The organism is Acidobacteriota bacterium (assembly GCA_022562055.1).
Lineage (GTDB): Bacteria > Actinomycetota > Acidimicrobiia > Spongiisociales > UBA5794 > BMS3BBIN02.
Genome location: JADFQA010000015.1, coordinates 25,635 through 37,846 on the forward strand (window position 1 = coordinate 25,635; position 12,212 = coordinate 37,846).

The 12,212-nt window shown below is 59.4% G+C and carries 13 protein-coding genes; 5 read left to right on the forward strand and 8 right to left on the reverse strand.

Annotated features, from left to right (window positions below; genetic code table 11):
• The first annotated feature begins 142 nt into the window (after positions 1–142).
• On the forward strand, positions 143–832 hold the full coding sequence (locus IIC71_06840) for a trypsin-like peptidase domain-containing protein (protein ID MCH7668902.1): 690 nt from the start codon (positions 143–145) through the stop codon (positions 830–832).
• A gap of 79 nt (positions 833–911) precedes the next feature.
• Positions 912–1,289 carry a hypothetical protein gene (locus tag IIC71_06845; protein MCH7668903.1) on the forward strand — a complete coding sequence of 126 codons (378 nt, stop codon included), beginning with the start codon at positions 912–914 and terminating at the stop codon, positions 1,287–1,289.
• Positions 1,290–1,374: 85 nt separating this feature from the next.
• Here the strand turns inward: IIC71_06845 and IIC71_06850 are convergent, their stop codons facing one another.
• The gene (locus IIC71_06850) at positions 1,375–1,938 is read right to left on the reverse strand and encodes a PPC domain-containing protein (GenBank protein ID MCH7668904.1); all 564 of its coding nucleotides are present in this window, start codon (positions 1,936–1,938) and stop codon (positions 1,375–1,377) included.
• A 248-nt stretch (positions 1,939–2,186) separates the two neighbouring features.
• On the opposite strand from IIC71_06850, the gene xylA reads away from it, so the two are divergent.
• Together xylA and xylB are read left to right on the forward strand one after the other, a co-directional pair.
• A complete protein-coding gene (gene xylA, locus IIC71_06855) occupies positions 2,187–3,521 on the forward strand; it encodes a xylose isomerase (GenBank protein MCH7668905.1) in 1,335 nt (444 codons plus the stop codon).
• A complete protein-coding gene (xylB, locus tag IIC71_06860; GenBank protein MCH7668906.1) occupies positions 3,506–4,939 on the forward strand; it encodes a xylulokinase in 1,434 nt (477 codons plus the stop codon). Before xylA ends, xylB begins: the two co-directional genes overlap by 16 nt.
• A gap of 5 nt (positions 4,940–4,944) precedes the next feature.
• On the opposite strand, the gene IIC71_06865 is transcribed toward xylB, so the two are convergent.
• From IIC71_06865 to IIC71_06890, 6 genes are all read right to left on the reverse strand, one after another.
• Positions 4,945–6,543 (reverse strand): AMP-binding protein, encoded by a 1,599-nt coding sequence (locus tag IIC71_06865; GenBank protein MCH7668907.1) that lies wholly within the window; start codon positions 6,541–6,543, stop codon positions 4,945–4,947.
• On the reverse strand, positions 6,540–7,310 hold the full coding sequence (locus IIC71_06870; protein MCH7668908.1) for an enoyl-CoA hydratase: 771 nt from the start codon (positions 7,308–7,310) through the stop codon (positions 6,540–6,542). The genes IIC71_06865 and IIC71_06870 overlap by 4 nt, the downstream gene beginning before the upstream one ends.
• A gap of 206 nt (positions 7,311–7,516) precedes the next feature.
• On the reverse strand, positions 7,517–7,714 hold the full coding sequence (locus IIC71_06875) for a hypothetical protein (GenBank protein MCH7668909.1): 198 nt from the start codon (positions 7,712–7,714) through the stop codon (positions 7,517–7,519).
• 223 nt (positions 7,715–7,937) lie between these two features.
• Positions 7,938–8,285, reverse strand: coding sequence for a hypothetical protein (locus IIC71_06880; protein ID MCH7668910.1), 348 nt, complete (start codon positions 8,283–8,285; stop codon positions 7,938–7,940).
• Between the two features lie 4 nt (positions 8,286–8,289).
• Positions 8,290–8,766: a DUF4395 domain-containing protein gene (locus tag IIC71_06885; protein MCH7668911.1), complete on the reverse strand. Its 477-nt coding sequence runs from the start codon at positions 8,764–8,766 to the stop codon at positions 8,290–8,292.
• 284 nt (positions 8,767–9,050) lie between these two features.
• On the reverse strand, positions 9,051–10,700 hold the full coding sequence (locus tag IIC71_06890) for a 5'-nucleotidase C-terminal domain-containing protein (protein ID MCH7668912.1): 1,650 nt from the start codon (positions 10,698–10,700) through the stop codon (positions 9,051–9,053).
• Positions 10,701–10,934: 234 nt separating this feature from the next.
• Here IIC71_06890 and IIC71_06895 point away from each other — a divergent pair, with 234 nt between their 5' ends.
• A complete protein-coding gene (locus tag IIC71_06895) occupies positions 10,935–11,309 on the forward strand; it encodes a hypothetical protein (protein ID MCH7668913.1) in 375 nt (124 codons plus the stop codon).
• 41 nt (positions 11,310–11,350) lie between these two features.
• On the opposite strand, the gene IIC71_06900 is transcribed toward IIC71_06895, so the two are convergent.
• Positions 11,351–12,013 (reverse strand): MgtC/SapB family protein, encoded by a 663-nt coding sequence (locus tag IIC71_06900; GenBank protein MCH7668914.1) that lies wholly within the window; start codon positions 12,011–12,013, stop codon positions 11,351–11,353.
• Between the last annotated feature and the right edge of the window lie 199 nt (positions 12,014–12,212).

Consider the following 12,212-nt stretch of genomic DNA (forward strand, 5'->3'; position numbering starts at 1 on the left):
CGAGTTGGGCTAATTGCTCGCCAGTCCGGCACCGTTGGCGGCAGGAAGCCGCTGCAGTGCGCCGATGGTTCTGCGGTGACTGCCGACCTGTCTCCGGTCGAAGGCATTGTGTATCTTCGTACGCACCTGGTATTCGGAGAGTATGAGATCAGTGTCCAATGATGTCCGTCGTTACATCGTCTTGCTCTCTCTCGTTGTGGTGGGCGCGAGTTGCGGATCGCAACGTGCCGTTGTTGAACCGCTCGATGTCAGAGATTCCATTGTTCGGTTGGCGGGTACCGCGTGTCTCAAACCGATTCTCGCTACCGCATTCGTGGTCGCATCGGGAACAATCGTGACCGTTGCTCACGGCATCGCCGGTGTCGAAGAAGATCTGCGTGTTATCGACTCACTCGGCGGTGTGCACGACGTCGATGTCATGGCTTTCGATGATCAACTCGACATTGCCGTCCTATCTGTCGATGGCTTCGACGGCACACCGATCAACGCGGCGCAGGCGGTACCAGGAACGTCCGGCGTAGTGGCGGCGATGACGGTAGATTCCGATATCGCTCTCATCGACTACGAAGTGCTGAGAAATGTCAACGCCCGCACCGCCGACATCTACAACGATGGGACGGTCGAACGCGCAGCGGTTGACGTCCGATCGGACGTCCAACGGGGGACGTCTGGCGCGCCTCTGCTCAACGACAAAGGTGAATACATTGCAATGCTGTTCGCGATAAGCAGCGACCGCGAAAGTGGAGTGTATGCCCTTGCCGCGTCCGAGATCGTGGACTACCTCTCAACCGCGACGATGGGGACGCATGTTGACCGGGGGCGCTGCCGGTGAGACACAAGACCAACCAACCAGTGACTGGCGAGCCGGGCCCTTGGCGCGCGTTCAGAACGAAACCAATAGGAGATCATCTATGCAAGAACTTACGTTCGTAATCGGCCCAAATCGACCAGCGGCCGAAATATGGGAAGCGATCGGAAACGCTGGAGTTCCGATGGAAGCTTCGTGTACCTACCCAAGTATCGACGGTCGTAACGTTCGCATTGTCGTCACCGATGACGATGCGCCCAAAGCCCGCAGCGCTGCCACTGACGCGGGCTTCGGCCCTATCGACCAACACGAGGTGCTTATCGCTGATGTTGATGTACGGCCTGGCGGCCTCGGGGCTTTGGCCCGAAAGGTTGCTGACGCCGGCGCCAAAGTCACCATCCTCTACATGGCGACTGGAGACCGCGTAGTCATTGGTGCGGACAATCTTGTCGTAGCTGAGGAGGCAATCAGCGGCGCTTGACGTCGGACGCATCGTGAGATCCCTGTCGCCACTGCGGCACCAGTTTGTCGGGTTGGCGCCAACCTGCCGCCATTGCCTTTTCGGGCTACGGCGTGCTGACGGTCATGGTGAACATTGACGATATCGTCAGGTTCCCTGCGCTCACTTCGATGTAGTACGAGCCGGGACTCCAGATAAGGTCGGGGTCGATATCGATGGTTATGCCATGATCCGCGGCGTCGCTAGTGCCCGAGGTGCGGAGACCAACCCCACCCTTTTTGACTGTGTCGAGATCCGGGTACCCCACAAAGAGGCTGAGGTCCGCGGTCAACCCCGTGAGAGAAACCGTGAAGCTGTCGACGCCTGTTGGGACGTCCACGCAGAAGTACATGCGCGAAAGCTCGGGGTCGTCGCCCTTAACCTCCGCGTTGATAGTTGAGCCGAGTGCGACGTTGTCTACGGGGCCTTCGCATTTGGGGGTATCCTCGGGCGGTATTTCGGATGTACTGGTCCGCTGCTGCGTAGTTGCAGTGGTTGTGGTCGTCGCAGGCGGAGTGGTTGTCTGTTGGGCTACTGCGGTAGTGCTCGTGCTGCCTCCACAAGCGGCGACGATCAGCAGCGCGGCCGTTGCAGCCGCGAGCCACAGACGTCGTTTCGTTGCGCGCTTCATTTTCACCGATTGCCCGCGAGATCGTGCACGTACGATCGCAGGCTAGTACCGCGACGTGGGCGCTCGCGTTGAACGGGAGCGCGGCGACAAACCGCCCACGCGACTAGCGGGTTTGTCGCCAGGCACCTCGTCGTGCAGCAACAGACATCGACGAAGGGTTTGCCCGCATGTATTCTCAGAGGAACGAGGCCTGGCACTCTGAAGATCTCAGCTTTGTGCAGTGGCCGTATGGTGTACCGGAGTTGATGATGATGACCGATTTCTTTACCGACGTTCCCAACCGAGTCGCATTTGCGGGCACGGACCCAGGCGACGGTCTGGGCTTTCGGGTATACGACCCGGACCGCATCATTGCGGGTCGCCGGATGGAAGACCATCTGCGGATAGCGGTCTGCTATTGGCACAGCTTCAACTGGCCAGGCAATGACGTCTTTGGTGTTGGCACATTTGACCGACCGTGGCTGGAAGCGACCGATGACCCAATGGCGGCCGCGCGAGCAAAACAGAATGCCGCGTTCGAATTCTTCGAGAAGCTCGGCACTCCGTTTTACTGTTTCCACGATGTTGATATGGCCCCGCCGGGCGCCAGCCTCGATGAGTCACGGTCAAACCTCGCCATGATGGTTGATCGTGCCGCCGAGAAACAGGCAGCGACGGGTGTCGGGCTGTTGTGGGGCACTGCGAACCTCTTCTCGCACCCGCGGTACGCCGCCGGTGCGGCGACGAATCCAGATCCGGAGGTTTTCGCCCATGCAGCGGTTCAGGTCCGTGATGCGTTGAACGCTACACATGCGCTCGGCGGGCAAAACTATGTGCTGTGGGGCGGCCGCGAAGGGTATGAGACGCTGCTCAACACCGACATGAAACGTGAGAGCGACCAACTCGGGCGGTTCCTTGAGTTGGTTGCCGACCACAAACGCAACATTGGTTTCACGGGCGCGCTCCTCATCGAACCAAAACCGCAAGAGCCGACGAAACACCAGTACGACTATGACGTGGCCACTGTGCACGGGTTTCTGGAACGTTACGACCTTGCGGGTGAATACAACGTGAACATCGAGGTGAACCACGCCACTCTTGCCGGACACTCGTTTCACCACGAGGTTGCGTACGCTGTCGACAACGGGATATTCGGTAGTATCGATGCGAACCGGGGGGACCCCCAGAACGGGTGGGACACCGATCAGTTTCCCAATTCGGTCGATGAGCTGTCTCTCGGGCTGTTCGAGATCATCCGCGCCGGCGGATTCACCACCGGGGGTTTCAATTTCGACACCAAGCTGCGTCGTCAAAGCATGGACCGCATCGATCTCTTCCACGCACACATTGGGGGCATTGACACGCTCGCCCGTTCGCTGCTTGTCGCTGATGCTCTTATCACCGATGGTGCCCTCGACCGCGGACGTGCCGACCGTTACGCCGGCTGGAAGTCCGATCTTGGTCTGCTGATTTTCTCCGAGGAGGCAAGCCTCGACGTCATTGCACAAGAGACGGCTGCCGACGGTCTCGATCCGACGCCGGTGTCCGGACACCAGGAACTGCTCGAAAACGAGGTCAACAGGGTCATCTGGTCCACGAAATGACGTTGGTGGCAGGCGTCGACTCCTCGACACAGTCGACAAAGGTCGAGATCAGAGACGCAGCAACCGGTGAACTGGTGGCGACCGGTCGTGCGTCGCATCCGACGACCCAGCCGCCGATTAGCGAGCAGGACCCGGAGAGCTGGTGGGTTGCACTGTGCGAAGCCCTCGCCCAAGTCGCTGAGCATCTCGAACGTGTCGATGCAATATCCGTCGTTGCGCAACAGCACGGCCTGGTGTGTCTTGACGGAGATGGCCTCCCTCTGCGTCCGGCGAAGCTGTGGAATGACACGACATCGGCACCGCAAGCAGCAAGGCTTGTCGAACAAATCGGTACAAAGGCGTGGGTTCAGGCGTGCGGGCTGGTACCTGTAGCTTCAATGACCATCACGAAACTTGCGTGGCTTGCGGACAACGAGCCGGACATCCTTGAGAAGACGGCATCTTTCATGCTGCCGCACGACTTTCTGACATTTCGGTTGACCGGAGAGCGCATCACGGACCGGGGTGACGCATCAGGTACGGGGTGGTGGTCGCCCCTCACCGGGGCCTACCAAGGCTCGCTGTTGGGTCTCGTCGTTGGCGATCCACGGAGCATCATTGACCGTTTGCCGCGGGTGCTCGGTCCGTGGGATTCGGCAGGTGAGGTCACCGGAATAGCTGCGGTAGAGACTGGTCTCCGCCTCGGGACGTCGGTCGCTTGCGGCACCGGTGACAACATGGGTGCTGCCTACGGCCTCGGACTCGAGCCCGGCGACCTTGTCATGTCGCTTGGCACGTCGGGGACGGTGTACGCGGTGAGCGAAAATGCGATAACCGATGCGAGCGGCGTCGTCGCCGGTTTCGCCGATGCAACAGGGAGGTATCTTCCGCTCGTTGCCACCCTCAATGCCACCCGCGTGACGGACACGGTTGCTGGCTGGCTTGCGGCCGACCAGCAAGAGTTCGCCCGCCTTGCCCTCGAAACGCTGCCCGCGCCGACCGTTGTCCTGAAACCGTATTTCGATGGCGAGAGGACACCGAACCTTCCCAATGCTAAGGGCTCGTTTTTCGGACTCGACAATCTCACGACTCGTGCCGACATTGCGGCTGCGGTTCATATCGGTGTCGTTTGCGGGCTGATGCACGGCATCGAAGCTCTCGCCGCGGCTGGCGTTGACACGGCAGGTCAGCTTCACCTCACGGGTGGTGGTGCCCGCTCGGCTGCCTTTCAACAATGGGTTGCCGATCTGTGGGGTCGACCGGTGGCTGTGCATTCCATCGGAGAATGCGCCGCAGCCGGTGCCTGTCGACAGGCTGCGGCTGTTGTCGAGGGGGTGGAGCCTCCGTGGCGACTGAACCCTGACTTAACCGTCGATCCCAGGCCCGATGTCGATGGCCAGAGCTACCGTCAGGCCTACGAAACCACCACGTCGCACTGATCCAGTTAATGAATCTGGCGTTCCCGCCCGGCCCATTCCTTGTCGCGCAGCACGTATTTCTGGATCTTGCCGGTGGACGTCTTTGGCAGCTCATCCAAGACTTCGATCTCGTCGGGAGCCTTGAAGTGGGCGATACGTTCTCTGACGTGGTCGATAATCTCCTGACCGGTAACGGTCTGCCCCTCTTTTAGGACAATGAAACCCTTAGGCCGCTCCCCCCACTTCTCGTGCGGCACCGCAACGACTGCAGATTCGAGCACTGCTGGGTGAGTTTCGATCGCCCGCTCGACTTCGATGGTAGAGATGTTCTCGCCACCTGAAATGACGATGTCCTTCGACCGATCCTTGAGATCGATGTAGTTGTCCGGATGCCATACCGCAATGTCTCCAGAGTGGAACTCGCCGCCGCGGAATGCCTCCTCGGTGGCTTCTGGGTTGTCGTAGTAACCCTTCATCACGTTGTTTCCGCGCATGACAACTTCGCCCATTTCAGTCGCATCCCTGGCGACATCGTTCATCTGATCATCGACCACGCGTGTCGGGTCGGCAGTGATAAACGACACTCCCTGGCGCGCCAAGAAACTTGCCCGGTCGGCGACACTCAGCTCTGAAATACCTGGCTGAAGTTCGCACACAGTGTGCGGTCCGTACGTTTCGGTGAGGCCGTACACGTGGACGAGTTTTGCGCCGAGGCCCTCGATAGCCTCGATGACTGTCGGGCTCGGTGGTGCTCCGGCAGTCGTGATCGTTACGGACCGGGAGAAAGGGTGCGCTTCTGGCGCGTTGATGAGACCGATGAGGACGGTGGGCGCAGCGTTGAAGTGCGTCACTCCTTCGCTGTCTATCAGCGACCAGATCTGCGCAGGATCGGCCTGCCGAAGACAGACATGGGTCCCCCCGATAGCTGTCACTCCCCACGTTGTGCACCAGCCGTTGCAGTGGAACATTGGCAGCGTCCACAGGTATACCGAGTCGGGGGAGTGGTTTGAATGGATGATCTCGGCAAGCGCATTGAGGTATGCGCCGCGATGTGTGTACATCACACCTTTTGGCCGCCCCGTTGTGCCCGACGTGTAGTTGATTGAGATCGTGCGCTCCTCATCGTCAACCGTCCACGGCAGCGGGTCGGTACTGCCTCTCGTAAGAAGGTCGTCGTACGTGGTGGTGTCGAAGTCGAGAGCTGTGCCGATTTCGTCGATCGAGACGATCTCCTTCACCGTTGTAAGGTCGTCGATGACCGGTGCAAGTGGCGCTAGCAACGCCGTATCTCCAACCAACATCTTGGCGCCACAATGGTCCAGAATGTACTGGATCTCCATTGGAGCCAGCCGTGTATTGATAGCGACCAGGACACCGTGGATGAGCGGCACTGCAAAGTGGGCGATCAACAATTCGGGAATGTTGGGACTCAGAAATGCAACCCTGTCCCCTTCCGAGATCCCCGAGGCGAGCAGCGCCGACGCCAGCCGCGTTGCGTGCTCGGCCATCTCGGCATAGTTGAGTGTCCGCTCGCCGTGGACGATCGCCGTCTTTTGCGGAAAAACGATCTCGGACCGTTCGAGGAACGAGAGAGGTGTCAACTCAGTTCTGTATACAGACGTCATTGTTGGCTCCATTGCGGCTCACGCTTCTCCAGGAACGCTCCCATGCCCTCCTGCGCATCAGGGTTGGCGGCGTTGGCGGCCATCACCGGTGTGGCAATGTCGTAGGCGGCGTTCTCGGGCATCTCAGTCTGGGCGTGATAGGTGCTCTTCCCCAGAGCAATCGTGTTTTTCGAATAGCGCAAGATTTTTTCCGCCATCTCAGTCACGGCAGCGTCGAGTTGGTCAGCGGGTACCGCTTCGTTGATGAGGCCCCAGTCGACAGCAGTCGCAGCATTGATCGGCTCGCCGGTCAACAACATGTACATTGCGCGTTTGTGCCCCACTGCGCGGCTCACCGGCACCAAGGGTGTATGGCAGAACAGACCGATCTGGACGCCCGGGGTTGCAAACCATGCCGTGTCGGCCGCGACGGCCAGGTCACAGCTCGCAACAAGCTGGCAGCCCGCCGCGGTAGCGATGCCCTGCACTTTTGCGATTACGGGTTGGCGCAGATTGCGGACAGCTCGCATCATGTTCCTGGAGGTGTCGAACAATTCGGCGTAGTACTCGTCAGGTCTGTCCATCATCTCGGCCATGTCGTGGCCAGCAGAGAATGCCTTTCCCTCTCCGGTGAGGACAACGACGCCAGCCTCTACCGGCACATTCTCAAGAGTCTTGAGCATCAGACGCATCAGATCCAGGCTGAGTGCGTTCCGCTTCTCGGGCCGTGCCAAAGTGATTGTGGCGATCGATCCTTCGATGTCAAGGCGAATCTGATTCTCGTCCATACGCTCGCTCCGTGATGGGTGAAACCTCCCTGCGTGGGTCGCCACCTCGACGTCGAACAATACGGAGCAGGGCTGGTTCCGGCTTCCGAGGTGCTGACGCCTGGGGGGCACGCAGGCCCGGCCACAATACCATCGGTGGTCGTTCGACTCTATCGAGTGACCGAGCCGTGGCACGGCACAGCCCACCCGACTCGTCGCCCAGGCTTCTACGGGATGATGCCGGTCTTGCATGCCTTGGCCACGATGTCTTTGCGGCGGCTTGTACCGAGCTTGCGCGCGACGCCGTGTATGTGTGTTTTTACCGTGGAGAGGGAGATATGCAGCTCGGCCGCAATGTCCTTACGGGTGCCCGTGCCCGGCAGCATCCGCAGCACCACGACCTCGCAGTCGGTGAGTTTTTCCACCGTCTGGTCCTTGCCTGCGCAGACCTAGACCCGAAGCGAATGTCGTTGTTGACTCGGGCGAGTTCGCCCGCCTCTTCGACCGCGAAACCTAGATCAGCGATCCGAACTTCACAGGGATGGCCTCGGGCCTGCAAGCGAGGTGTTGGCAGCGCCGGGTCTTCACGAGAGGCGACCACCATCTGAACGTGGTGCGCGCCGCCGCGATATCTGCTGCTCCGAGTCCTTACAACGCGGCTGCTGCGTCTGCCAGCTGTTCAGCGTCGGTGATAATTGAGCGGCCGCTCCGGCGCATGATGACCTGTCCATCGTGGTCGGTGAGGATTGCAACGGGTAGTCCTCTGATAGGTCCCAGCGATGCCGGAGCATCTGAAATGTCGAGCACTCTCGGGGTCGCCCCGAGATTCTGCAGCGTTGAGACTGCCGGATCGCAGAGACGACAATGTGGACCCGTCACGATCGTGATTCCGGTATTGAGACCGGCATGCATCGGTCTGGTACGTCGCTCTCCAAAAGCGACGGTTAGGTATGCACCGCCAATGAGTGCGACGAGGATCAAGAGTCGTACGATCACGTTGTCAGGTCCTTACTACTCGTCGGTACAGGATGCACCCAACGCAGATCCGCGCGGTTGAGGCCAGTGTCGCAAGCACAAACACGAGCAGCGTGACCGCCCATCCCGCGACCGTGGCCCCGACGAGGAACAATACCGTGGCGAGACCGAGGAAGATCACCGCGAGAAGTTGTGAGAATCGAGGGGGTGCGGCCCACTCGGTCTCGGTGTGATCAGCGAGACGGGGTCGTATCAGGCGCAGGTAGATTTGCGTGGATATCCCGTAGCGTGGACCCGCAAACCTGGTGAGGCCGACGATTGCGAACGTGAACGCGACGAGCGGCCAGACCTGAAGCAGGAAGCCGAGACCGGTAAGGGCCGCTACGACGGCCTGGTTGAAACGTGGGATGTTGACATCGACGTACGCACGAGAAGCGGTGGTCGGTGCAGTGTTTTTTGATCTGGCGTCGCGGTCGTGAGACGCATTAACGGTGTTGCTCATTGAAGACATCCTGGTGTGGGAAAACAAGAAATCTGACGCCGCAGGGAAGGTCTCTTCGGGTGGGGGCGTCAGATCAGGAGTGCATTTGCGCAGGTCGCTACGGCACTCGGGTGAGCCACCCGAGAGGTTGTACAGCAACACATACACATAAAGCGCGTCATAAGCCGCGAAGGTACGCCACTTCGTTCACGGTGTCAAGCCCCAGCGAGAAGAACCTCCGCCGAAGCAGAGGTTCTTCTCGCTAGTTCGTGCTGTCAGATCAGGGGCTAGTTCGTGCTGTCAGATCAGGGGAGTGTCACCGGGCAGTCGGTGCCGAGGCCAGCTATATAACTCGCGATCACTGCGTCCAGGAAGTCTCGCGACTGTGCGTCGATGGACGTGTTGGGGTATCCGTCACCACCGTTCGACATGAAGTCGTTGAGGGCCACCGAATAGGTCGTCCCGGCCGTTAGATCAACGGCAGCTCCCGTGCAGGTACCGTCGGCTGCCTGCACGACTGCCCCGGTGACACGCGATCCGACTGCCGCCGAAATGTCGTACGTCACACACAGACCTGAGACCTGGGCGAACTGTCCATCCGGCGTCGGCATTTCGGCGACGCCGTTTTCAAGGTGGTCCTTCAGCAAAGCGCCCGTCATGTCGACCGTCACCACTACGTTGCCAAACGGCAGAACGGTGAGGATCTGGCCGTCGGTGATATCGAATGGCGACCCTGACTGTGATCCACAAAAGTCGCTGGGGTTATCGATCGATGGACAAGTCAGATCTGCGCGTAGCCCACCAGAATTGGTGATAGCAAAGTCGGTTCCGTATGTGGTCAGCATCGCGTCCGTGACCACGTCGCCAACGAGAGATTCACACGAACGACCGCTTGAGTGACCACACGAGTCGCTCCGGGGAATGAACACATCAGACGTTCCCACCACACCGCTGAGCAAGACATCTAGTTGCGCACGCAGAGGATCAAGGAGCGCAACGATCGCCGGATCGGGCGTTACCGCATCGCTTACTGGGTCAACGAACTCCACCGTCACGTTCTCGACTTCTGCCTTTACCTTGCCGTTCTTCTTTACTTCCTTCTCGACCTCCATCGTGATCCGGGCATACGTCCGTCCACGGCTTTCGTTTTCCACAACCGGAATACCGTTGATCACTCCCGAATACTGGACGCCGGTGTGGTCACCAAGAATCAGGTCGATCTTCTTCACCGAGTTGGCCAGATCGATGATCGGTCCCTGGGGGTTGCCGTCAACATCGAATGACGTAACACCCATGTGAGCGATTACGATGAAAATCGTGGCGCCCTCTTTCTTAGCCTGCTTGCGTGCCTTCTTAACAGCCCTTGCGGGGTCGGTTACCACAATGGTGCCGAAACTGTCTGGGAAGACCAGAGTCGGTGCTTCGGGGTTGGTGATGCCAATGACTGCGACCTTGATGCCGTCCATCTCGAAGATCTGGTACGGTTCGACACCGTCGAGTTCGTCGTTGACGTTCTTCAAGTTCGCCGAGACGTAGGGGAAATCAGCAATGTCGATCATCTGCTGAAGATGGTCGATGCCTTTGTCGAAGTTGTGGTTCCCGAGTCCGTCGACATCGAATCCCATCAGGTTCATGGCCTGCACCGCGGGTACCTCGTCGAAGAACGACGACAGCGGCAGCGATGCTCCGAACGCGTCGCCGGCCGTGAGCGTCAATGTGTTCGGGTTGTTGGTGCGTTCCTGCGCGAAGTATGTCGACAGCTCTGCCGCACCGCCAAAATTGCCTAGACCGAATACGAACAGCGGATCGAGCTGGCCATGCCAGTCCGAGATCGAGAGGAACTGCAGTTCGACGGTCTCTTCGGTTTTTCCGTTGCTGTTGTCGTCCTCGTCGTCATGCGCTTGGACGGGTCCGGTGAATGCAGCGAGCGATGCCGCTAGCAGAGCGATGCTCAAAAGCATCCTCAGTAGTTTTGTTTTCCTGTGCTCGGTATTTCTCCTCCTGTGGCGATCGCGTTGTCGCGGTCACGGCCCACGATCCGATTCTGGCAACTTTGCGTGGTAATTGCTCGCCACGCACTGTCACCACCGACTTGGTGCCTCAGATTGGTGCCGTAGTCAGTGCATTGTCCGATCGCCTGGGTCTCCGTTGGCGGGTTGAGGGTGCGACAAGAAAGTTCTCGAAACACCTTGACTTCGACCTGGGTCGTTGTGACGATCGCGTTTTCGTCGCTTCTCGATTCCTTGGGCAATCTTGTTGCGGTGCCACCGGCGCGGCCCTCGTTTGCCTTGTTGACTGGGGGTCTTGTCGGAGCCGGCTTCAAGAGTGCCGCATTTATGTTGGTGACGGTAAACCCATTGTTGTTCTTTTCGATTCCACTCGAACTCTTTGCACGCCCAACCGTGTACACCCTGTCAATGTTGGTGATGCGGCGCCAGATAGATGATGGCGATCCTGTTCCGCGGTGGCTGGTGGGCGTCGCGATGCGCGTGAGTTTGGTCGCCATGTTTGCGTTGATCACTCTTTGCACCGCCGTCGGTGGGCCCGAGGGCATACTCGATTAGTGGTTTTGTCGTGACAGGCCGGTGCTCTAGCAAGAAGCGGCTTAGCCGACCGCGTCCCATGGCGGACGGACACGTAGGACCTCTTCGCGGGTGCGTAGCGACAGCACGATCTCGTCCATTGATTCCTGGCCGATGCCGACTATTTCGCATCGCAGCAGCCGGGTGCCGTCATCCTCGGTCATCGAAATTCGGTGAACTTGTGCGCCGATCGCGTTGAGGGTCTCGAACAGCGGCGTCAGCGTGCCATGACCAGGTTTGTATTTGATCTCCAGCTCCTGCGTGGTGTTTCGCCACATCAGATGCCGGATGGGCGCAAAACCGAGCATCATCACAAGTGCAACGGCAAGCGCGCCGATGGCAAGGAAATACAGACCAAACGCGACAGACACCCCAAGCGCTGCAGAAAACCACAACGTTGCGGCTGTCGTGATGCCGGTTGTGGTGAACCCGGTTTTGATCATCCCACCGGCTCCGATGAAGCCGATCCCGGTGACCACCTGCGCGGCTATCCGGGTCGGATCGCCGACTGAGCCCTGCACACCGAACATGCCGGCGACTGTAAAAAGTGTTGCCCCGGCGGCGACGAGTGTGTGGGTTCGCAGTCCGGCAGGCTTCTGCTGTGACTCCCTTTCGGCACCGATGGCGGCGCCGAGAACTGCAGAGAGCAGTATGCGAAGGAAAAGTTCAAGTTCTGTTGGTTCCACTGTGGAAACCTCCGTTGTTGGCGGGCGGCGTTTGGATCGCGGCTCCATGTTGGCGCGGCAGGTCGTGCACCGGCGGTACCGCCCAAGCGGTGATTCTACCTGTCAAACAGAATTGCCCTTGCAAAGACCGTTCTGGCGTCCAATCGTGCAGGATCCTGCGGTGGTCTCTAGTGGTGTGCGCGACGGGGTGACTTTTTGG